Consider the following 20,473-nt stretch of genomic DNA (forward strand, 5'->3'; position numbering starts at 1 on the left):
AGGCCCTGCCGTCGCGTGCCATCCACAGTGACGCCTAACTGTCGTCGGACGCGACGGCACAGGATGCGGCATACCGGTCACATTGACGGCGACATTCAGACGACACAGCGGTATTGTGGCGAACATGAATGCCCCGAACACCGCCCTACGCGCGGTCCGCACCGGGATGCGCATGAGCCAGGACGACTTCGCCCGCGCGCTTCAGGCCGCCGGCCGCCGCGTCGGCGAGCCGAACGACGCCAACAAGAGACTCGTCCAGCGCTGGGAGTCCGGCGCGATCGCCGCACCACGGCCCGTCTATGCCCGCGCCCTGGAGGTCGTCACCGGTCTGCCGGTCTCGCTGCTCGGCTTCGCTGCGATACCCGACGGCCATGCAGTCGATGACCAACACGGTGGCCACGATCTGACCTCGCCCATGTCCAAACTGGCCACGCCAACACCCAAGCCACTCGCAGTCCACCCGTCGTACGAGGGTGTCTGGCTCAGCCGCTACCAGTTCCATTCCAGCGGCCGGGGAGAATCATTCGCCGGGCAGCACTTCGTGGTCGTGCTCCAGCACGGCGACCGACTGACCGTGCGCAGCCTGCCCGGCTCAGCAGCATCGTCGCTGTCAATGGATCTCACCATCGACGGTGCGGTGGTCACCGGCACCTGGGTGGAGCAGACCGATCCCGCCGGCTACTACCGGGGAGCCCGGTACCACGGCGCAATCCAGCTCCTGGTGGAGCCCACCGGCAGACGGATGGCCGGCAAATGGGTCGGGTTCGGCAAGGACATGGACGTCAACACCGGCCCATGGGAGCTGACCTTCCGGGATGCTTCCACGTCGAAGGCAACGCTCGACCAGTACAACACGTCGCCCGAGTAGGGACGCTTCGCCAACTCTTCCGTGACCGGCTGCGCAGGTGCTTCGCGTCTTCGGGGCAGTCAGATCAGGCTGAGATCGGTAGGGTGCCCGCCGATGGGAATCGGCCGTCCGGTACGGCCCTCGGTGTGCCGACAGTGAGACCGCCGATTCAAAGGAAGCCCCGCATGAGCAACCCCCGCGAAACTTTCCTACGACTGGTGAACGGCGTCTGCGACGGTCCGTACGAGGACTTGGCCGACTTGTATGCCGAGCAGACCCACGTCACGCACCCGTTCCACCCACTCGACCCGCCGCCGCTACGCAGCCGCGGCGAACTGCACGAGCACTTCACCGCGCCGCCACCGGCCGGCCGGACGCTGAACCGCAATCCGGTCGACATCACGATTCATGACACCGCCGACCCGGAGGTGATCGTCGCCGAGTTCGCCTATCAGGGGCGAGTCGAGGAGACAGGCGAGGCGTTCACCGTGCCATGCGTGTTTGTCATGCGCATCCGCGACGGGCTCATCATCGAGTCGCGGGACTACATCGACCACATCGCCAGCGCGCGGGCCTGGGGTCAACTCGACAGCCTGCTAGTCGCACTTCGCCCGCAGGGAAGCACCACCGTTGACGGCGCCACCCGGCCCTGATGCTCATACGACATCACGCGCACTGATCTGCCGCTGAGCCGGGGCTGCGGCTCACGTCGATCGTCACGGTCCGTACGCCGCTCAGCCGGCCATTGATCACAAGTCTGGCGAGACCCCACCCCACGCGTCACCTTCGTCCGGAGCCTCGGACCGAGCCCCTTGGCCGGGTAGCGGTCTTCATCGACATCGCCGGCAACCGGTGGGACCCCTCCTGGGCCGACTGACGTGCCGCACCTGCCAGCGCCCAATCGCGATCGGGCGCGGCCGGATCGGATCAGTGAGCCGACCGGCGGAAACGGCGAGGGCCCCCACCCGACGACGCTGTCGGGAGGGGACCCTGCCTGCCTGCGATACGACCTACGGCTTGACGTACGCGTTCACGAACGCCGGGTAGCCGAAGACGCTGGAGATGAAGACCCCGCCGGCCTTGGACCCGTGCACGTTGTAGGCCACGTCGACGAAGAGCGGCACCACGGGCGCGTGCTCCTTCATGATCCGCTCGTCGAGCTTGGCCCACTCCGGGCCCTGGTCGGCGGCGGGCATCGCCTGGATGCGGTCCATCTCGGCGTTGATCGCCGGGTCGTTGAAGTAGGACTGGTTGCTGTTGCCCTCGGCCTTGATGGTGCGGCCGTCGTAGAGCACCGGCAGGATCGACGCCCCGCTCGGCCAGTCCGCCGCCCAGTTACCGATGTACAGGTCCCAGGGGTTGTCCTTCTTCTTGACCTCGTCGAGCTTGGCGTCGTCCGAGATGTTCCGCAGCGTGATTTTGAAGCCGGCGCGCTCCAGGTTGGCCTTGAGCTGGGCGCCCTGCTGCTGCTCGGTCGAGTTGTCGGCGACGCCGAGGACCAGCTCCGGCGTCTTGCCGCCGAGCAGTTCCTTGGCCTTGTCGACGTTGCCGTTGGCGCCCGCCGGGTACGCGTCGTACGCCTTGTAGCCGATGGTGGCCGACGGCATCAGCGTGGTCATCGGCGCGGCGACGGTCTGCCCGCCCATCGCCTTGATGAGGCCCTCGCGGTCGATGGCGTAGTTGAGCGCCTGACGGACCTTCAGGTCGGTGACCCGCTGGTTGTTGATGACGAGCTGGTTGGCGCTCGGCGTGGGCGAGAGGATGGTGCGCGACTTGAGCGCGGCGTCCCCGGCCACCTTGGCGACCAGCGAGGCGGGCACGGTGTTGAAGGCGAGCGCGCTCTGGTCGGCGCCGTTGTCGGCGATCACCCGGTTGTTGGCGGCGTCCGCGGTCGGGCCGAAGGTCCACACGAACCGGTCCGGGTACTGGTGGCGGACCGGGTCGGTCTTCGGGTCCCAGTTGGGGTTGCGGTCCAGGGTGATCTGCACGCCGACCTGGTTCTTGGCGACCTTGTACGGGCCGGACGAGAACGGCTGCTTGTCCAGGTCGACGCCGGTGTCCTTGTCCGCGGGCAGCGGCGCGGTGGTCGGCAGCGAGACCGCGAACGGCAGGTCACAGCGGGGTTTGGCGAACTCGAAGCGCAGCGTCTTGGCGTCCGGCGTGGTGAGGCCGGGCGGCAGCGACGTCTTGTTCTTCTTGAAGTTCCACTTGGTGTCGAACTGCGGGGTGTCGGCCAGCCACTCCTGGATGTAGGTGGGGCCGCCGGAGAGGTCCGGGTCGAAGGAGCGGGCGATGCCGTACGCGATCTCCTTGGAGGTGATCGGCCGGCCGTCCTCGAACTTCACCCCGTCCTTGATGGTGAATTCCCAGACCTTGCAGTCGTTGTTGACGTTCTTGCCCGGCGTCTCGGCCAGGTCACCGACGAGGACGAGGCCGCCCTTGCCGTCGTCCTTCCAGGTGGTCAGGTAGCGCGCGAAGAGCGGGTTGGTCATCAGGCCGGCGAACGAGTACGTCCGCTGCGGGTCCAGGTGGGAGATCGGCGACTCCCGGATGATGGTGAAGGTGCCGCCCTTCGCGGCGCCGCTCACCTCGGCCGCCGGGCCCTGCGAATCCTTCGGGTCGGTCGCGATGACCCCGGACTGCTGCCGTTCGGTGTCCACGGTGGTGCCCTCGCCCGTGTTCTTCGAGCACGCACCCAATGCCACCACCAGAGCGATCGCGCCGCCTGCGGCAGCCACCACGCGTGGTCTCATGAAGTACCCCCTTCACCCATGTGCCGTGCGGTTTCGCCGGGGCGAGAACCGCCGACGTCCCGAGGATCGTAAGGAAGAAAACCTACGAGTTGTGTAACAGTTGTCGATAAATTTCGCCACCAGCCGCGCAGTGGCCACCCATCGGGTCAGCGCAGCCGGACCCGGGGGTCGATGGCCGCGTAGAGCAGGTCCACCAGGACGTTCGCCAGCACCACGAAGACGGCCGCGATCAGCACGGTGGCCATGATGGTGGGCAGGTCACCCGAGCGCACCGCGTCCACGGCCGTACGCCCCAGCCCCTGGATGCCGAACGTCGTCTCGGTGATCACCGTGCCGCCCAGCGCCCCGCCCACGTCCAGACCGGCGATGGTCACCACCGGGGTGATCGCCGCGCGCAGCGCGTGCCGCCCGTACACCGTCGGTTTGGCCAGGCCCTTGGCCCGCGCGGTCCGGACGAAGTCCTCCGACAGCGTCTCCAGCATCTGCGCCCGCGACAGCCGGGCGTAGATGGCCGAGAAGAGGAAGGCCAGCGCGACCCAGGCGAGCACCAGCCCACTGGCCCACTTCGCCGGATTGTCGAACAGGGACGTGTAGCTGGGCACCGGCAGCAGCCGCAGGTTGTAGACGAACACCAGCAGCAGCACCGCGCCCACGAAGTAGAGCTGCAACGACGCGCCGGTCAGGGAGAAGCCGATGGCCAGGCGGTCCAGCCAGGTGCCCCGGCGCAGCGCCGAGATCATGCCCAGCCCCACCCCGAGCAGCAGCCAGAGGATCGCCGCGGGGATCACGATGCTCAGCGTCACCGGCAGCACCCGGGCGATGGTGTCCGAGACCGCCTCGTTGGAGACGTACGACCAGCCCAGGCAGGGCGCGTCACACCGGCCGCCCTGGGCGCTGCCCAGATCACGACCGGTGACGATGCCCTTCATGTAACCGGCGTACTGGCTGATCAGCGGGTCGTTGAGGCCCAGGTCGTCGCGGACCCGCTCCAGCCGCTCCGGGTTGCAGTTCTTCGGGCACATGCCGGTCACCGGGTCGCGCGGCAGGGCGAAGAACATCAGGAAGGTCAGCACGCTCACCGCGAACAGGGTCAGCGTCGCGGAGAACAGCCGCTTGATCAGAAACCGTGACATGAGTCCACCCCTACCGGGACGACTTCGGGTCGAGCGCGTCCCGCAACGCGTCGCCGAAGAGGTTGAAGGCGAACACCAGCGCGAAGATCGTGATGCCCGGGAAGAACACGTACGCCGGGTCGGTCTGGAGGAAGTCCAGACTGCGGTAGATCATCCGGCCGAAGCTCGGCGTCTCGTCGCTGAGGCCGACGCCGATGAACGACAGCGCGGCCTCGCTGGTGATGAACTGCGGCACGGCGAGGGAGAACGACACCAGGATCGGCGCCCAGATGTTCGGCAGCAGTTGCCGGAAGATGATGTGCCCCAGCCCGGCGCCGCTGGCCTTGGCGGCCTCCACGAACTCTCGTTCGCGCAGCGCGATCACCTGCCCGCGCACCAGGCGGGCCGTGCTGGTCCAGCCGAAGATGGCGAACACGGCGATCAGCACGCCCACCCCGAAGGCGGACGACACCTGCCCCCGCTCGCCATAGAAGCGCAGCGTGATGGTGGGGGTGAGCGCCAGCGCGATGATCAGGAACGGCATCGCGAGCGTCAGGTCGGTGATCCAGTTGATCACCGCGTCGAGCCAGCCGCCGAGGTAACCCGCCAGCGCGCCGAGCACGATGCCGATCGTGGCGGTGATCAGCGCGGCGGCGAACGCGATGAACAACGACGTGCGCAGCCCGTAGATCAACCGGATGAAGATGTCCCGGCCCAGCCCCGGCTCCAGCCCGAACCAGTGGTCCCCGGTGACACCGCCGACGTAACCCAGCGGCATGCCGAAGCCGTCCAGCAGGTTCTGAAACTGCTCGCGCGGCCCGATCCCGTAGACCATCTCGATCAGCGGGGCGGAGAGCCCCAAGAGCAGGAAGAACACCAGAAGTACGCCGCTGACCACGGCCGTCCGGTCACGACGCAGCCGCAGCCAGGCGAGCTGCCCGGGCGAACGCCCGACGACGCCCTTGGTCTCGGGCCCGCCCGCGTCCGCGCTGGACTCGATCTCGGCGAGCGCCACACCCTCCACCGGAGACAGGCTCACGACGACACCTCCTCGATGATCGCGTCAGTCGCCCCGACGGCCGCCCCACTCTCGGGGCTGGTGCCGGCTGATTCCCCTTCGGGGCTGGTGCCGGCTGATTCCCCTTCGGGGAAGTGACACGCGGTGGCCTGCCGACCGCCGTCGCGCGGCACCAGCGCCGGCTCCTCGGTGGCGCAGATGTCCTGCGCCTTCCAGCACCGGGTGCGGAACCGGCAGCCCGACGGCGGGTCGAGCGGGGTGGGCACGTCGCCGGTCAGCCGGATCCGGCCCGCCGGGCCGAGCTGCGTGACGTCCGGGATGGCCGAGAGCAGAGCCCGGGTGTACGGATGCTGCGGGCGCTCGTAGATGTCCGTCCGGTCGCCGATCTCCACGATCCGCCCCAGGTACATGACGGCTACCCGCTGGCAGAAGTGCCGGACCACGGCCAGGTCGTGCGCGATGAACACGAACGCCAGGCCCAGCTCCCGTTGCAGGTCGCGCAGCAGGTTGACCACCTGCGCCTGGATCGAGACGTCCAGGGCGGACACCGGCTCGTCGGCGACGATCAGCTTGGGCCGCAGGGCCAGCGCGCGGGCGATACCGATGCGCTGGCGCTGGCCGCCGGAGAACTCGTGCGGGTACCGGTTGTAGTGCTCCGGGTTCAGCCCGACCAGCTCCAGCAGCTCCTGCACCCGCGCCTTGATCCCGCCCGGCGGCTTGATCCCGTTGACCTGCAACGGCATCGCCACGATCCGGCCCACGGTGTGCCGGGGGTTCAGCGACGCGTACGGGTCCTGGAAGATGATCTGAAGTTCCTGTCGCAGCGGGCGCAGCTCCCGGCGGCCGGCGTGGGTGATGTCCCGCCCGTCGAACTCGATGGTGCCGGCCGTCGGCTCCAGCAGCCGCACCAGCATCCGGCCGGTGGTCGTCTTGCCGCAGCCGGACTCCCCCACCAGGCCGAGCGTCTCGCCGGGGCGTACGTCGAAGTCGAGACCGTCGACCGCCCGCACCAGGCCGGTGCCGCGCAACCCCTGGCGGACCGGGAAGTGCTTGGTCAGTCCGCGCACGCGCAGCAGTGGTTCGTCGGTCATCGGGCCACCCCCACGGATGCCACGTTCTCGGCGTAGATCGCTGCGCGTTCCTCGGCGCTCAGGTGGCAGGCCACCAGGTGACCGTCGGCCCCGGCCGGGCGCAGCTCGGGCACCTCGGTGCGGGACCGGTCGCCGACGCGGTCGTCGTAACGGCAGCGTGGGTGGAAGGCGCAGCCGGTCGGCAGGTTGATCAGGCTGGGCGGGTTGCCGGGAATCGGCACCAGGTCCGCGTCCGCGTCGCCGTGCAGCGACGGCACGCTGGAGAGCAACCCCCAGGTGTACGGATGCTGCGGCGAGCGGAGCACCTGCTCGACGCTGCCGTGCTCGACGGCCCGCCCGCCGTACATCACCAGCACCTCGTCGGCGACCTGGCCGACGACGCCGAGGTCGTGGGTGATCAGGATGATCGCGGAGTGGAACTCGGCCTGGAGGTCGGCGAGCAGGTCCAGGATCTGCGCCTGCACGGTGACGTCCAGCGCGGTGGTCGGCTCGTCGGCGATCAGCAGCGCGGGGTCGTTGACCAGGGACATCGCGATCATCGCCCGTTGGCGCATCCCGCCGGAGAACTCGTGCGGGTACTGGTCGAAGCGGCGGGCCGGCTGCGGGATGCCGACCCGGTCCAGCATGTCCACCGCGCGCTGGCGGGACTCGCGCCGGTTGGCCTTCGGGTGGTGCACCCGGTACGCCTCGGCGATCTGCCGACCGACGCTGTAGTACGGGTGCAGCGCGGACAGCGGATCCTGGAAGATCATCGCCATGTCCCGGCCGCGCAGCCGGCGTACCTCCTCGTCGGGCAGGCCGACCAGCTGCCGGCCGCCGACGGAGATCTCGCCGGTGATGGTGGCCCGCTTGGGGTCGTGCAGGCCGAGGATGGCCAGCGACGTGACGCTCTTGCCGGAGCCGGACTCGCCGACGATGCCGAGAGTGCGGCCCCGCTCGACGGCGAACGACACCCCGTCGACCGCGCGCACCACGCCGTCGGAGGTGTCGAACCGGACCCGCAGGTCACTCACCCGCAGGTAGGCGTCCTGGTCGGAGCGCTGTGCCGGCACGGCGGGACGGTCGTCCGGGTCCCCGGACGGCGACGGTTCCGAGCTGTCCACGGCCACCTCCCTCAGTGACGAAGAGAACTTACAACAAAGTCCCGAGGGTGAAAATAAGCTACAAAGTCGGCACGTGTCAGCGGGCCCGAGCGTAACGAGTCCGCATCGGCCCTGAACAGCCCTCACCTCAAGCATTCATGGTCTTAAGCGCACGTCAGGTGCGATCATTGGCCGAGCACTCAGCAGAGGATTCCCGCTGGCACGAGGTGGAGGTGACGATGACCGCGGCGGTGTTCAACCACGAAGGCCCGTGGACCGAAGAGGAGTACCTCGCCCTCGGCGAGACGCAGCAACGCGTCGAACTCTTCGACGGGAGCCTCCACGTGACCCCAGCCCCCACCCCCCGACACCAGAACATCTCCGGCGAGCTGCGGGCGGTGCTACGAGACCCGGTTCGCGAAGCCGGCCTGCACGTCCTGGAAGCGGTCAACGTCCGCCTCCGGCCCGGCCGGATCCCGATCCCCGATCTTGTCATCACCGGCCCGATCGACTTCGACGAACTCAACGTCGAGGCGGGGGACGTGCGGCTGGTCTGCGAGATCATCTCGCCGAGCAACGCGTCGACCGACAAGGTGCTCAAGATGCACTACTACGCCGCCGCCGGCATCGAGTGGTATCTCCTGGTCGAGCAGGACAGCGGCATCATGCATCTGTACCGGCGGCGGGGCGGTCACTACACCGAGCAGTCCGTGACCCGACCGGGCGACCTGTTGGTGCTCACCGAGCCGGTGAAGGCCACCATCCGGCCGGAGGATCTGCTCCCCTGACGGGTGTCGGTCGGCTGGCCTAGGGTCGGTCCATGACCGAGTTCGACGCGGCCACCGCCGCCGTCCAGGCCGCCCTCGACGCGGGAGCGCGGTACGCCGACGCGCGGGTGATGCACCGCCGCTACGAGTCGATGACCGCGCGCAACGGCGACGTGGAGGAGCTGACCCAGGACGAGAGCATCGGGCTGGGCGTCCGGGCGCTGGTCGGCGCGAGTTGGGGCTTTCACGCCGTACCCGATCTGTCCGACGCCGCCGCCCGCGACGCCGGCCGGCGCGCGACCCGGACCGCGATGGCGAGCGCGCGGGTGCCCGGCCCGCCGGTCGACCTGGTCGCGGTCGAGGCGGTCGCGGCGAGCTGGGCCTCGGACTGCCGGATCGACCCGCTCGGGGTGCCCCTGTCGGACAAGGGCGACCTGCTGGTCGGCGCGACCCGCACGATGGCCGAGCACGGCGCGGACCTGGCCGAGGGGCTGTACCAGATCTGGGACACCGCGAAGTGGTTCGTCTCCAGCGAGGGCCACCGGATCGACCAGCGGATCCGCGAGTGCGGCGGCGGCATCTCGGCCACCTCGATCGGTGACGGCGAGACACAGCGGCGCTCCTGGCCCAGCTACCGCGGGCAGTACGGCACCACCGGCTGGGAACTGGTCGAGTCGCTCGACCTGGCCGCACACGCCGCGCAGATCGCCGAGGAGTCCCGGGCGCTGCTGACCGCGCCGCCCTGCCCGGCCGGCGAGACGGATCTGATCCTCGGCGGCGAGCAGTTGGCCCTGCAGATCCACGAGTCGGTCGGGCACGCCATCGAACTGGACCGGATCCTCGGCTGGGAGGCCGCGTTCGCCGGCACGTCCTGGCTGGACCTGGCCCAGCTCGGCTCGCTGCGCTACGGCTCCGAGCTGATGAACATCACGATCGACCCGACGATCCCCGGCGCGCTGGGCAGCTTCGGCTTCGACGACGAGGGCTCACCGGCGGTCAAGCGGGACGCGGTGCGCGACGGTCGCTGGGTGGGAGTGCTCGCCGGCCGGGACTCGGCGGCCATGGCGGGCCTCGACTACGGCGGCAGCGTCCGCGCCGACGGATGGGCCCGGCTGCCGATGGTGCGGATGACCAACGTCGGCCTGGAACCCGGCCCGCACACCCTGGAGGAGATCATCGGGGCCACCGACGACGGCGTGCTGATGGACCTCAACCGGTCCTGGTCGATCGACGACAAGCGGCTCAACTTCCAGTTCGGCTGCGAGGTCGGCTGGGAGATCAAGAAGGGTCGCCGGGGGCGGATGCTGCGCAATCCCACGTATACCGGGATCGGCCCGCTCTTCTGGCGCTCGATGGACATGCTCTCCGGCGAGACGGTGCCCTGGGGGACGCCCAACTGCGGGAAGGGCCAGCCGGGCCAGATCGGGCACACCGGCCATCCGGCCGCGCCGGCCCGCTTCCGCAACGTCCGCGTGGGGGTGTCGGCGTGAACGCCGTGCGAGCCGCGCAGTCGCGACTGAAGGAGCTGCCGTGAGTGGTTCGACGGAGTTGGAGCTGGCCGGGCAGGTAATCGAGCTGGTTCGGCGTCTCGGCGGGCCGGCCGCGCAGGCCGAGGCGGTGGTGACCCGGGCGGACCTGGCGCTGACCCGGTTCGCCAACTCGGCCATCCATCAGAACGTCGCCGAGTCCACCGTCGGCGTCCGGCTGCGGGTGCACGTCGACGGACGGACCGCCGCCGGCAGCGGCAGCGTGGTCACCACCGACGGGTTGGGCGCGCTGGTCGAGCGCACCCTGGCGGCGGCGCGGCTCTGCCCGCCCGACCCGGGTTGGCCGGGGCTGGCCCCGCCGACGCCCACACCGGACGCCCCGCCCGTCGACGAGGCCACCGCCCACGCCGAGCCGGACCAGCGGGCCGACCGGGTCGGCGCGTTCGTGGCCGCCGCCGGGAGCCTCATCACGGCCGGATACTGCCGCACCGCGCACCGCTCGTCGGCGTTCGCCAACTCGGCCGGGCACACCGCGTACGGTCGCTCGGCGGAGGCGGCGATGGACGGCATCGCCCGGCGCGACGGCGCGGACGGGGTGGCCCGACGCTGCGTCGACCGGCTGTCCGACCTCGACGGTGCGGAGCTGGGCGCGCACGCCGCCGCGAAGGCGCAGGCGGCGGCCGACCCGGTCGAGCTGCCGCCGGGGCGCTACGAGGTGGTGTTCGAGCCGGCCGCCGTGGCGGACCTGTTGCAGAACCTCTCCTGGTTCGGCTTCAACGGCAAGCGGTACGCGGAGCGGCAGTCCTTCGCCGAGCCGGGCGCGGCCCAGTTCGACCGACAGGTGACCCTGGTGGATGACCCGCTGGGCGCGTCGGGTCTGCCGTTCGACGCCGAGGGCACCGGCCGGCGGGCGGTGACCCTGGTCGAGGCGGGCACCACGCGGGCGGTCGCGCACGACCGGCGGACGGCCGCCGAGGCGGGCGCGGAGTCCACCGGGCACGCGATCGCGGGCGGCGCCACCTGGGGCCCGATGGCCCGCAACCTGCGGCTCTCTCCCGCGGCGGTGGGCCCGGCCAGCGCGGTGGGCCGGAGCACCACGGGCACGGCGGCCGGCGCGGTGGTGGACACGGACACCGCGGCGCTGGTCGCCGGGGTGCGGCGCGGGCTGCTGGTCTCCGATCTGTGGTACACGCGGGTGCTCGACCCGAAGAGCCTCGTCGTCACCGGGTTGACCCGCAACGGGGTCTGGCTGATCGAGGACGGCACGGTCGTCCGGGCGGTCCGCGACCTGCGGTTCACCGAGTCGTACCCTCGGGCGCTCGGGCCGGGCGCGGTGCTCGGGCTGGGCTCGCGGGCGGTGCGTCAACCGGACCGGGTGGACGGTGCCTGGTGGGCGGCGCCGTCGGTGCGGCTCGCGTCCTGGCACTTCACCGGCGGCGCCTCCGGCTGACGTTTCTCGACGACGCGCCGCAAACCCGCGCGCTGAGGGCTTTTCCGCAGGCCAGACACACGGGACACTCCCTTGCGCGGACGGCTCGCAGAGATCGGCGTAACGTGTGTCACTTAGCTGCGTCGGTCGATCCGGCGTGGTCGTTGGTGTGCGCATGACGTGGCAGCGGGTGCGGGTTCGCCGGTCCGCGTGCCGACCGGAGAGAGACCAGCCCGCCCGTACGGGCCCGTCGAGGAGACGACTCGAATGACTTCAACGGCAACGAGGCCGAGGGGGGCGCGGGCGCGCGCCGCCATCGCGGCGAAGACGTTGCGTACCGACCGATGGTGGTTCGCCCCGCTGATCACCGTGATCGGGCTCAGCGCCTGGGTCGCCTACGCGACGGTCCGGGTCTTCATGCACAAGTGGTACTGGGTGGACCAGTTCCACTACCTGACCCCGTTCTACTCCCCGTGCGTGACGGACCGGTGCGTCGAGGAAGCCTCGCACTTCGGCCGGTTCCTGCCCGGCTGGTGGATCATCCCGGACGCGGCGCTGACCCTGCCGTTCCTGCTGCTGTTCCGGCTCACCTGCTACTACTACCGCAAGGCGTACTACCGGTCGTTCTGGCTGTCGCCGCCGGCCTGCGCCGTTCCCGACGGCCACAAGGAGTACGCCGGGGAGACCCGTTTCCCGCTGCTCGGCCAGAACCTGCACCGCTACTTCTTCTACGCCGCCGCGATCATCTCGCTGATCAACACGTGGGACGCGATCCTCGCCTTCCACTCGCCGAAGGGTTTCGGCTTCGGCCTGGGCAACCTCGTCCTGCTGCTCAACGTGGTGATGCTCTGGGCGTACACCATCTCCTGCCACTCCTGCCGGCACATCATCGGCGGGCGGCTCAAGCACTTCTCCAAGCACCCGGTGCGCTACCGGGCCTGGACCTTCGTCTCGGCGTTGAACGTCCGGCACATGCAGCTCGCCTGGATCACCCTCGGCACCCTCGCGCTTACCGACTTCTACGTCATGGCGCTCGCGGCCGGCTGGTTCAACGACCTGCGGTTCATCAACTAAAGGGCCCCTGACATGACCACTACCACTCGCATCGAACGACACCACTACGACGTCGTCGTCATCGGGGCCGGCGGCGCCGGCCTGCGCGCCGCCATCGAGGCCCGGCTCGCCGGCAAGAAGACCGCGATCATCTCCAAGTCGCTGTTCGGCAAGGCGCACACGGTGATGGCCGAGGGCGGCGCCGCCGCCGCGATGGGCAACGTGAACAGCCGGGACAGCTGGCAGGTGCACTTCCGCGACACCATGCGCGGCGGCAAGTTCCTCAACAACTTCCGGATGGCCGAGCTGCACGCGAAGGAGTCGCCGCAGCGGATCTGGGAGCTGGAGACGTACGGCGCGCTCTTCGACCGCACCAAGGACGGCAAGATCTCCCAGCGCAACTTCGGCGGACACGAATACCCCCGACTGGCGCACGTGGGCGACCGGACCGGCCTGGAGCTGATCCGCACCCTCCAGCAGAAGATCGTCTCGCTCCAGCAGGAGGACAAGCGCGAGTTCGGCTCGTACGACGCCCGGATCAGGGTGTTCTCCGAGACGACCATCACCGAGCTGCTGCTCGACGGCGACCGGGTCGCGGGCGCCTTCGGCTACTACCGCGAGTCCGGCGAGTTCATCCTCTTCGAGGCGCCGGCCGTGGTGCTGGCCACCGGGGGGGTCGGGCGCTCCTACAAGGTCACGTCGAACTCCTGGGAGTACACCGGGGACGGGCACGCCCTGGCGCTGCGCGCCGGGGCGACGCTGATCAACATGGAGTTCCTCCAGTTCCACCCGACCGGCATGGTCTGGCCGCCCTCGGTGAAGGGCATCCTGGTCACCGAGTCGGTCCGCGGCGACGGCGGCGTGCTGAAGAACTCCGAGGGCAAGCGGTTCATGTTCGACTACGTCCCCGACGTCTTCCGCAAGCAGTACGCGGAGACCGAGGAGGAGGCGGACCGCTGGTACACCGACCCGGACAACAACCGGCGCCCGCCGGAGCTGCTGCCCCGCGACGAGGTGGCCCGCGCGATCAACAGTGAGGTCAAGGCCGGTCGGGGCTCCCCCGCCGGCGGTGTCTTCCTGGACATCGCGAGCCGGCGCTCGGCCGACGAGATCCGCCGCCGGCTGCCCTCGATGTACCACCAGTTCAAGGAGCTGGCCGACGTCGACATCACGGCCGAGCCGATGGAGGTCGGGCCGACCTGCCACTACGTGATGGGCGGCGTGGAGGTGGACCCAGACTCGGGCGCCGCCTTCGGCCACGTACGCGGGCTGTTCGCCGCCGGTGAGGTCTCCGGCGGTATGCACGGCTCCAACCGGCTGGGCGGCAACTCCCTGTCCGACCTGCTGGTCTTCGGCAAGCGGGCGGGCGGGCACGCGGCCAGCTACGCCGACGGGCTGGCCGCCCGGCCGAAGGTGGCCGTGGACGCGGTCGAGGCGGCGGTGGAGACCGCCCTGGCGCCGCTACAACGGGACACCGGCGAGAGCCCGTACACCCTCCAGCAGGACCTCCAGGCGGTCATGGGGGATCTCGTCGGCATCATCCGGCGCGAAGGCGAGCTGGCCGACGCGCTGGTGCGGCTGGCCGAGCTGCGCGAGCGGGTCGCCAAGGTGAGCGCCGCCGGCGGCCGGCGCTACAACCCGGGCTGGCACCTGGCCCTGGACCTGCGCAACATGCTGGTGGTCTCGGAGTGCACCGCGAAGGCGGCGCTGGAGCGGCAGGAGTCGCGCGGCGGGCACACCCGGGAGGACTATCCGGCGATGGAGCCGAAGTGGCGGCAGGTCAACCTGGTCTGCTCGCTGGACGGCGACAGCGTACGGCTGACCCGTAAGCCGCTGCCGAAGATGCGGCCGGAGCTGATCAGCCTCTTCGACCGGGCCGAGCTGGCCAAGTACCTCACCGACGAGGAGCTCGCCGACTTCGACGCTTCCGTCGCCGACGCTGGAGAGGCGGACAACCGATGAGCGCGAAGCGTCAGTTCCGGATCTGGCGGGGCGACGAGACCGGCGGCGACCTGCAGGATTACATGGTCGAGGTGAACGAGGGCGAGGTCGTCCTCGACGTCATCCACCGCCTGCAGGCCACCGACGCGCCCGACCTGGCCTGCCGGTGGAACTGCAAGGCCGGCAAGTGCGGCTCCTGCTCGATGGAGATCAACGGCAAGCCGCGACTGGGCTGCATGACCCGGATGTCGACCTTCGGCGACGAGGAGACCGTCACCGTCACGCCGCTGCGGACCTTCCCCGTCATCCGGGACCTGGTCACCGACGTCTCGTTCAACTACGAGAAGGCGCGGGAGACCCCGGCGTTCGCCCCTCCGGCGGACGTCGCCCCGGGCGACTACCGGATGCAGCAGGTCGACGTCGAGCGCTCGCAGGAGTTCCGCAAGTGCATCGAGTGCTTCCTGTGCCAGAACGTCTGCCACGTGATCCGCGACCACGAGGAGAACAAGCAGGCGTTCTCCGGCCCGCGGTACTTCATCCGGGCGGCCGAGCTGGACATGCACCCGCTGGACGCCCGGACCGACCGCAGGGAGTACGCGCAGGCCGAACAGGGCCTCGGTTTCTGCAACATCACCAAGTGCTGCACCGAGGTCTGCCCCGAGCACATCAAGATCACCGACAACGGGATCATCCCCATGAAGGAACGCGTCGTCGACCGCAGGTACGATCCCCTTGTGTGGCTTGGTAGCAAGATCTTCCGTCGGGGCGAGACGCCCCAGACCAGCGTGACCACCGCCCGTCCGGGCTCGGCGAGCCTGCCGGGAACGAGCCGGGGCGGGGGGCACTCGCACGCGGGTGGCTCGCACGACCCGCAGGCTGAGGCGCAGGCGCAGAGCGGCGTCAACTGGCACCGGGAGGTGCCCCACCCCACCGCGCCGGCGGTCGACGACCGGGGCCGGCTGCCGCTGACCGAGCTCACCTTCGACCGGGCCGCCGCGCCGTCGCCGTTCGGCGACGACGTGACCTTCCCGATGCCTCCGGAGCACCTCAACTTCGCGCACCCCGACCAGGACGACAAGCACTGAGCACGACCACCCGAACGGGGGCCCCGGCAATAGCCGGGGCCCCCGTCGCATCCCCCCACCCCACCCCGCCGGCCCACCCCGTTGATCATGAAGTTATTGCCCTGCCGACCGGCGTGTCGCGGCAATAACTTCATGATCAACCAGCGAGGAGGCGGGGGCGCAGGGCGGCGACGATCGGTGCGTCGGCGGGGAGCCAGGTGACCGAGTCCAGCTCGTCGGCGGCGAGCCAGCGCAGCGCCTGGTGCTCCAACGCCAGCGGCTCGTCGCCGTGCAGGAGGCGGGCCGCGTACACCTTGAGCACCGAGCGGCCGTGGGCCATCCGGACGTTGCGGCCGACCCGGTCACCGATCTCCACGCGTACGGCCAACTCCTCGGCGCACTCCCGGATCAGCGCCTCGGTCTCCCCCTCCCCCGGCTCGACCTTCCCGCCGGGGAACTCCCACATGCCGGCCACCTCGGGCGGGGCGGAGCGCGCACACGCGAGCACCCGTCCGTCCCGGATGATCGCCGCCCCCACGATCACCTTCAGGTCCCGTCGTTCGGCCTGCCCGCCGCCATTAGCCCGTTCGGTCTGCACGGGCGTCCAGGGTGCCAGATCAATCGGCGGTTTGGGTACCGACGCCGTCCGCTAGGCCAACAGAACACGGAAGTGTGGGCGTGGACACCCTTACCGAGCGACGACAGACTAGAAGGCACCGACAAGACACGGGATGGCGACGATTTGGCCACAAGCCGGCAACGGCGCTTGGGGGGTGCGGTGATGCGCGTGCTGTTCAACAGCCGAGCCAAGCACGACTACCTGTCCGACGCGTTGACCTTGCTAACCGGTTGGACGCGGGAGGGTGAACAGATCCGGCGGACGCTCGTGATCGACGATACCCAACACGCGGCGCTAACTGAACGGGTCAAGGTCGTCGCCGACGCTCTGCACCTGCGTCCCGAGATCAGCCGCCGGTCCGACAGCACCCAGATCCGGGTCGGGCACGGCAACGACGAGCCGCTGACCGAGGGCGAGGTCCTGCTGGCCGCCCGCATCGAAGACGCGTACCGCGCGGTCACCGAGGCCTGACGACCCACCCGACACACTGGCACCGGCTTTCTAACCTGGGTCGCATGGCGAACATCGCGTACGACCGCAAGGAGCAGGTCCAGCAGATTGAGAGTGGCCTCCTCGACGGCGAGCAGATCATCGCCGTCTACGACGCTGTCGGCACCGGCACCGGGTTCATCGGGCTGACCGACCGCCGCGTGATCATCCAGGACCGCTCGTTCGTCGGGAAGCGGTTCGCGATCACCAGTATCCCGTACTCGAAGATCACCAGCGTGAGCGTGGTCAGCAACAAGTCGTGGGGTGGTTCGTTCTTCTCCACCGGCGCCATCGCCATCCACGTCGGCACGCACACCTACGAGGTGGAGTTCCGTGGCGCACAGAAGAGCCACCACGTACACAACGTGATCCTGCACCACATCTCCTGACCGCACGTCCGTCGCGGGCCCGGCTGGCGTAATTGCCTTGCCGGGCCCGCGGCGTCTCTGGTGTCCTCGGTCGACAGCCGCGCGAAAGGAGCAGCCGACATGCCCCACTCGACGAAGTCCCTCCGACCCGACCTCATCCGATCCGAGGAATCGAGACTTCGTGAGCAGGACCGTTTCCCTGGCGCTGCTGGGCGCCACTGATCCCAACCCCGGAGGCCGCTGATGTCGGTCTTCGACGATCCCGGCCTCTTCGGCCGGCTGTGGTCCGCCGGCTACGACAGCGGGACCAACCCCGATCCCCTGCCGGCCGTGGACTTCCTGGCCGATCTGGCCGATGGCGGCCCGGTCCTCGAACTGGCGATCGGCACCGGCCGCGTCGCGCTGCCCCTGGCCGAGCGTGGCCTCAGCGTGCACGGCATCGAGGCGTCCGAGGAGATGCTGGCGCAGATGCGGGCCAAGCCCGGCGGCGACCAGATCCCCGCGGTCGTCGGCGACATGGCCGACGTGGGTGTGCAGGGCCCGTTCCGCCTGGCCTACCTGGTCTTCAACACCCTGTTCAACCTGGTGGACGCCGAGCGGCAGGCGGACTGCTTCCGCAACGTCGCCCGGGTGCTGTCGCCGGGCGGAGCGTTCGTCATCGAGACGTTCGTACCCGACCCGCGCAGCTTCGACGCCGACGAGCAGGTGCAGGTCCGCGAGGTGACCGAGGACTCCGCGACGATCCGACTGCACCGGTACGACCGGCCCGCGCAGCGGTTCATCCGGCAGACCATCACCTTCGACGGTGACGGTGTGCACCTGAAGCCGTTCGCCATGCGCTACGCCTGGCCGCACCAGATCGACGAGATGGCGCGGCAGGCAGGCCTCCGGCTCACCGAGCGGTACGCCGACTGGCACCGGCGGCCGTTCGCCGCCGACAGCCCGGCACACATCTCCGTCTACCGAGCGGAGTAGCGGCGGTCGATCGGCTCCGGTTCCGTGCAGGGTGTGCGTGACCCCCACCCGCGCGATCCGGAGTCGATCACCGTCAGCCACGGATGAGGGCCGGCCGTTCGCTCCGGGCTGATTCTGCTGTCGGCAGTCGTTGCTGGCCGATCCGGCCTACGGCGGGTCGACTGTCTCCATGCCTCGATTCCCGCGTACCTCGCCCTACTGGCCGGTCGTCAGCCATCCCCTGCTGCGGCGCGTGCTGCCCGGGCTGGCCGTGTCCGCCCTCGGCGACGGCATGGCGGTGGTCGCGGTGACCTGGCTCGCCATCCAGCTCGCGCCGCAGGGCCAGCGCGGCCTGTCGATCGCGGTCGCGGTGGCCGCGTACACCCTGCCCAGCGCGGCTGGGACGGTCATCTTCGGCCGGTTGCTGCGCGGGCGCAGCGGCGCTCAGCTCGCCGGCTGGGACGCGATCCTGCGAGCCGCCGCGCTGGCGGCGATCCCGATCGCCCACCTCGCCGGCATGCTCACCATCGGGCTGTACGTCGTCCTGCTCGCTGCCTCCGCGCTGCTGCACTCGTGGGGCTCGGCCGGACGGTTCACCCTGATCGCCGAGCTGCTGCCCCAGCGCCACCACCTGCCGGCCAACGCGGTGCTCACCACCATCTCCGGGTTCGCCACCATCGTCGGTCCGCCGCTGGCGGGCATCCTGATCGGCTGGGCGGGCCCGGTGTGGGTCATCGCCGTCGACGCCGCGACGTTCGCCGTGCTGGCGCTCACCTATCGCCTCGCCCTTCCCGCCACCGACATGATTCATCGGTACGAGCGCGGCGCCTCTCGTACCGCGGGCTTCGCGGTCATCCGCCGTCAGCCCGCGCTGCTCGGCCTGCTGATGCTGAGCATCGCGTTCTTCTTCCTCTTCGGCCCGGTGTACGTCGCCATGCCGCTGCACGTCACCGACGACCTGCACGCGTCCGCGACGCTGCTCGGCGCGTACTACACCGCCTTTGGCGTCGGCGGCCTCGTCGGCGGTGTGGTGGCCGGGCACCTTCGCCACTGGCCGCTGCGTGCCACCACGATCGGCATCGTCATCGGGTTCGGCGTCGCCATGCTGCCCCTCGGCCTGGGCGCCCCTATCGGCCTGTCCCTGCCGGCGTTCGCCCTGGCAGGCCTGATCTGGGCGCCGTACATGTCCACGTCGATGGCGTTGTTCCAGCGCAGCGCGTCCACCGAGCAACTCCCCGCGGTGCTCGCCGCGAACGGCGCCGTCCTTGTGCTCGCGGTGCCGCTCGGCACGATGCTCGGCGGCCCGTTGGTCGGCGCCATCGGCGCACGCCCGACGCTGCTGCTCTGCGCCGTGGCGATCGTGATCCTCGGCCTGCTGGCTGCCGGGTTCCAGATGGCGCGGCGGGACGGGGCGGGTTCCGTCGCCACCGAGGTCAGTGCCCGTCGCCGATCTGGACGTCGTCCGGCGCCGGCCGGCCGCGCCCCGTCTCCACCAGCTCCTTGAGACTCATCAGGAAGATCGCCCACTTGGTGCTGCACTCGTGCATGAGTTCGGTCGGCTCGCGCCAACCCCCGTGCGTGAAGTCAACGATCGTGTACTTCCCACGCTGGCCGAAGCGCCAGTTGACCTCGGTGCCGATCCACTCGTCGGGGCCACCGACGACCCGCCACCGCACCCGTCCGGCCGGGTCCAGCTCGATGATCTCCAGATCGAACCCACCGTCGGCACCGAACCGGACGGTCAACTGCCCGCCGACCTCGCCCTTTCCGGTCGTGTCGATCGACCACCAGCCCGCGACGCCCTCGGGAGTCGCCACCGCTCGGTAGACGTCGCCGAGCGGGGCGACGACGCCGACCTGATGCAGAATGTCCACCACTTCAGACTCCTTCGCCTCAACGATCTGCAACCTTTGGTTGCGTAACCGTACGACGATTGCCGCCCGTCTCGCAACCTTTAGTTGCGCGTCACGATCCCGTCGTACCCGAGGCACACAATGCGGTGCATGTCTGAGTCAGCTCCCCAGCGGCACCACACCATCGACTACATCGAGCTCACCGTGACCGACCTCGCCGAGGCCAAGCGCTTCTACGCCGACGCGTTCGGCTGGCAGTTCACCGACTACGGCCCGGGGTACGCGGGCATCCGCAGCCCGCAGGGCGACGCCGCACCCGAGGTGGGTGGTCTCCGTCTGGACGAGGAGGTCCGCGCGGGCGGCCCGCTGGTGCTGCTCTACTCAAGTGACCTGGACCGGTCGGTGCAGGCGGTGAAGGTGGCCGGGGGTCAGGTGGTCAACGGGCCGTACGAGTTCCCCGGAGGCCGCCGGTTCCACTTCACCGACCCGAGCGGCAACGAGTTGGGCGTCTGGGCCGAGCAGTAGCGCGTGCGAGGCCGCCGGTGA

20 protein-coding genes and 1 pseudogene are annotated in these 20,473 nt (G+C 69.9%); 14 read left to right on the forward strand and 7 right to left on the reverse strand.

The window, feature by feature from the left end; genetic code table 11:
* Nucleotides 1-115: 115 nt before the first annotated feature.
* The 3 genes and pseudogenes from ABZT87_RS23825 to ABZT87_RS23835 form a co-directional block, all read left to right on the forward strand.
* Nucleotides 116-868 carry an XRE family transcriptional regulator gene (locus ABZT87_RS23825; RefSeq protein ID WP_355063740.1) on the forward strand — a complete coding sequence of 251 codons (753 nt, stop codon included), beginning with the start codon at nucleotides 116-118 and terminating at the stop codon, nucleotides 866-868.
* A 164-nt stretch (nucleotides 869-1,032) separates the two neighbouring features.
* Complete coding sequence (locus ABZT87_RS23830; RefSeq protein WP_354857040.1) at nucleotides 1,033-1,500, forward strand: nuclear transport factor 2 family protein; 468 nt, start codon at nucleotides 1,033-1,035, stop codon at nucleotides 1,498-1,500.
* A 140-nt stretch (nucleotides 1,501-1,640) separates the two neighbouring features.
* Nucleotides 1,641-1,724, forward strand: a pseudogene (locus tag ABZT87_RS23835) (VOC family protein); the annotation flags it as partial.
* Between the two features lie 133 nt (nucleotides 1,725-1,857).
* Here ABZT87_RS23835 and ABZT87_RS23840 read toward each other — a convergent pair.
* The 5 genes from ABZT87_RS23840 to ABZT87_RS23860 all read right to left on the reverse strand — a co-directional run bounded on the left by ABZT87_RS23840 (nucleotide 1,858) and on the right by ABZT87_RS23860 (nucleotide 7,873).
* Entirely contained in the window at nucleotides 1,858-3,600 is a 1,743-nt protein-coding gene (locus ABZT87_RS23840) for an ABC transporter substrate-binding protein (protein ID WP_355063742.1), read from the reverse strand.
* A gap of 146 nt (nucleotides 3,601-3,746) precedes the next feature.
* Nucleotides 3,747-4,733 (reverse strand): ABC transporter permease, encoded by a 987-nt coding sequence (locus tag ABZT87_RS23845; protein WP_354857043.1) that lies wholly within the window; start codon nucleotides 4,731-4,733, stop codon nucleotides 3,747-3,749.
* 10 nt (nucleotides 4,734-4,743) lie between these two features.
* Entirely contained in the window at nucleotides 4,744-5,751 is a 1,008-nt protein-coding gene (locus ABZT87_RS23850) for an ABC transporter permease (protein ID WP_354857045.1), read from the reverse strand.
* Complete coding sequence (locus tag ABZT87_RS23855; RefSeq protein WP_355138166.1) at nucleotides 5,748-6,821, reverse strand: dipeptide ABC transporter ATP-binding protein; 1,074 nt, start codon at nucleotides 6,819-6,821, stop codon at nucleotides 5,748-5,750. Before ABZT87_RS23855 ends, ABZT87_RS23850 begins: the two co-directional genes overlap by 4 nt.
* Nucleotides 6,818-7,873, reverse strand: coding sequence for an ABC transporter ATP-binding protein (locus ABZT87_RS23860; RefSeq protein ID WP_355138241.1), 1,056 nt, complete (start codon nucleotides 7,871-7,873; stop codon nucleotides 6,818-6,820). The genes ABZT87_RS23855 and ABZT87_RS23860 overlap by 4 nt, the downstream gene beginning before the upstream one ends.
* A 269-nt stretch (nucleotides 7,874-8,142) precedes the next feature.
* Here ABZT87_RS23860 and ABZT87_RS23865 point away from each other — a divergent pair, with 269 nt between their 5' ends.
* The 6 genes from ABZT87_RS23865 (at nucleotide 8,143) to ABZT87_RS23890 (ending at nucleotide 15,665) form a co-directional block, all read left to right on the forward strand.
* Nucleotides 8,143-8,691 carry a Uma2 family endonuclease gene (locus tag ABZT87_RS23865; protein WP_355138168.1) on the forward strand — a complete coding sequence of 183 codons (549 nt, stop codon included), beginning with the start codon at nucleotides 8,143-8,145 and terminating at the stop codon, nucleotides 8,689-8,691.
* 32 nt (nucleotides 8,692-8,723) lie between these two features.
* Complete coding sequence (locus tag ABZT87_RS23870) at nucleotides 8,724-10,160, forward strand: TldD/PmbA family protein (RefSeq protein ID WP_354857052.1); 1,437 nt, start codon at nucleotides 8,724-8,726, stop codon at nucleotides 10,158-10,160.
* A 40-nt stretch (nucleotides 10,161-10,200) separates the two neighbouring features.
* On the forward strand, nucleotides 10,201-11,607 hold the full coding sequence (locus ABZT87_RS23875; protein ID WP_354857054.1) for a metallopeptidase TldD-related protein: 1,407 nt from the start codon (nucleotides 10,201-10,203) through the stop codon (nucleotides 11,605-11,607).
* A 246-nt stretch (nucleotides 11,608-11,853) separates the two neighbouring features.
* Entirely contained in the window at nucleotides 11,854-12,660 is an 807-nt protein-coding gene (locus ABZT87_RS23880; RefSeq protein WP_354857056.1) for a hypothetical protein, read from the forward strand.
* 12 nt (nucleotides 12,661-12,672) lie between these two features.
* On the forward strand, nucleotides 12,673-14,601 hold the full coding sequence (locus ABZT87_RS23885) for a fumarate reductase/succinate dehydrogenase flavoprotein subunit (protein WP_355063748.1): 1,929 nt from the start codon (nucleotides 12,673-12,675) through the stop codon (nucleotides 14,599-14,601).
* The gene (locus ABZT87_RS23890) at nucleotides 14,598-15,665 is read left to right on the forward strand and encodes a succinate dehydrogenase/fumarate reductase iron-sulfur subunit (protein WP_354857062.1); all 1,068 of its coding nucleotides are present in this window, start codon (nucleotides 14,598-14,600) and stop codon (nucleotides 15,663-15,665) included. Before ABZT87_RS23885 ends, ABZT87_RS23890 begins: the two co-directional genes overlap by 4 nt.
* Before the next feature lie 136 nt (nucleotides 15,666-15,801).
* Here ABZT87_RS23890 and ABZT87_RS23895 read toward each other — a convergent pair whose 3' ends face one another.
* Nucleotides 15,802-16,242 carry a (deoxy)nucleoside triphosphate pyrophosphohydrolase gene (locus ABZT87_RS23895; RefSeq protein ID WP_355063750.1) on the reverse strand — a complete coding sequence of 147 codons (441 nt, stop codon included), beginning with the start codon at nucleotides 16,240-16,242 and terminating at the stop codon, nucleotides 15,802-15,804.
* A 183-nt stretch (nucleotides 16,243-16,425) separates the two neighbouring features.
* Here ABZT87_RS23895 and ABZT87_RS23900 point away from each other — a divergent pair, with 183 nt between their 5' ends.
* From ABZT87_RS23900 to ABZT87_RS23915, 4 genes are all read left to right on the forward strand, one after another.
* Nucleotides 16,426-16,734 (forward strand): 4a-hydroxytetrahydrobiopterin dehydratase, encoded by a 309-nt coding sequence (locus ABZT87_RS23900; protein ID WP_354857066.1) that lies wholly within the window; start codon nucleotides 16,426-16,428, stop codon nucleotides 16,732-16,734.
* Between the two features lie 44 nt (nucleotides 16,735-16,778).
* Nucleotides 16,779-17,141 carry a PH domain-containing protein gene (locus tag ABZT87_RS23905; RefSeq protein WP_203147864.1) on the forward strand — a complete coding sequence of 121 codons (363 nt, stop codon included), beginning with the start codon at nucleotides 16,779-16,781 and terminating at the stop codon, nucleotides 17,139-17,141.
* A 222-nt stretch (nucleotides 17,142-17,363) separates the two neighbouring features.
* On the forward strand, nucleotides 17,364-18,095 hold the full coding sequence (locus ABZT87_RS23910; RefSeq protein ID WP_355138170.1) for a class I SAM-dependent methyltransferase: 732 nt from the start codon (nucleotides 17,364-17,366) through the stop codon (nucleotides 18,093-18,095).
* Nucleotides 18,096-18,264: 169 nt separating this feature from the next.
* Complete coding sequence (locus ABZT87_RS23915; protein WP_355138172.1) at nucleotides 18,265-19,578, forward strand: MFS transporter; 1,314 nt, start codon at nucleotides 18,265-18,267, stop codon at nucleotides 19,576-19,578.
* Here ABZT87_RS23915 and ABZT87_RS23920 read toward each other — a convergent pair.
* Nucleotides 19,508-19,948, reverse strand: coding sequence for an SRPBCC domain-containing protein (locus tag ABZT87_RS23920; protein ID WP_355138174.1), 441 nt, complete (start codon nucleotides 19,946-19,948; stop codon nucleotides 19,508-19,510). The two genes, ABZT87_RS23915 and ABZT87_RS23920, sit on opposite strands and share 71 nt — an antisense overlap.
* 129 nt (nucleotides 19,949-20,077) lie before the next feature.
* Between ABZT87_RS23920 and ABZT87_RS23925 the strand changes: the two genes are divergently transcribed.
* Nucleotides 20,078-20,452: a VOC family protein gene (locus tag ABZT87_RS23925; RefSeq protein ID WP_355138176.1), complete on the forward strand. Its 375-nt coding sequence runs from the start codon at nucleotides 20,078-20,080 to the stop codon at nucleotides 20,450-20,452.
* Nucleotides 20,453-20,473: the final 21 nt, after the last annotated feature.

Source organism: Micromonospora sp. NPDC005237 (assembly GCF_040607775.1).
Classification (GTDB): domain Bacteria; phylum Actinomycetota; class Actinomycetes; order Mycobacteriales; family Micromonosporaceae; genus Micromonospora.

Excerpts from the sequence above, each read along its gene's own strand:
- ABZT87_RS23830 (WP_354857040.1), top strand. The coding sequence starts at position 1,033 with ATGAGCAACCCCCGCGAAACTTTCCTACGACTGGTGAACGGCGTCTGC.
- ABZT87_RS23840 (WP_355063742.1), bottom strand. The coding sequence starts at position 3,600 with ATGAGACCACGCGTGGTGGCTGCCGCAGGCGGCGCGATCGCTCTGGTG.
- ABZT87_RS23845 (WP_354857043.1), bottom strand. The coding sequence starts at position 4,733 with ATGTCACGGTTTCTGATCAAGCGGCTGTTCTCCGCGACGCTGACCCTG.
- ABZT87_RS23855 (WP_355138166.1), bottom strand. The coding sequence starts at position 6,821 with ATGACCGACGAACCACTGCTGCGCGTGCGCGGACTGACCAAGCACTTC.
- ABZT87_RS23865 (WP_355138168.1), top strand. The coding sequence starts at position 8,143 with ATGACCGCGGCGGTGTTCAACCACGAAGGCCCGTGGACCGAAGAGGAG.
- ABZT87_RS23870 (WP_354857052.1), top strand. The coding sequence starts at position 8,724 with ATGACCGAGTTCGACGCGGCCACCGCCGCCGTCCAGGCCGCCCTCGAC.
- ABZT87_RS23880 (WP_354857056.1), top strand. The coding sequence starts at position 11,854 with ATGACTTCAACGGCAACGAGGCCGAGGGGGGCGCGGGCGCGCGCCGCC.
- ABZT87_RS23885 (WP_355063748.1), top strand. The coding sequence starts at position 12,673 with ATGACCACTACCACTCGCATCGAACGACACCACTACGACGTCGTCGTC.
- ABZT87_RS23890 (WP_354857062.1), top strand. The coding sequence starts at position 14,598 with ATGAGCGCGAAGCGTCAGTTCCGGATCTGGCGGGGCGACGAGACCGGC.
- ABZT87_RS23900 (WP_354857066.1), top strand. The coding sequence starts at position 16,426 with ATGCGCGTGCTGTTCAACAGCCGAGCCAAGCACGACTACCTGTCCGAC.
- ABZT87_RS23905 (WP_203147864.1), top strand. The coding sequence starts at position 16,779 with ATGGCGAACATCGCGTACGACCGCAAGGAGCAGGTCCAGCAGATTGAG.
- ABZT87_RS23910 (WP_355138170.1), top strand. The coding sequence starts at position 17,364 with ATGTCGGTCTTCGACGATCCCGGCCTCTTCGGCCGGCTGTGGTCCGCC.
- ABZT87_RS23915 (WP_355138172.1), top strand. The coding sequence starts at position 18,265 with ATGCCTCGATTCCCGCGTACCTCGCCCTACTGGCCGGTCGTCAGCCAT.
- ABZT87_RS23925 (WP_355138176.1), top strand. The coding sequence starts at position 20,078 with ATGTCTGAGTCAGCTCCCCAGCGGCACCACACCATCGACTACATCGAG.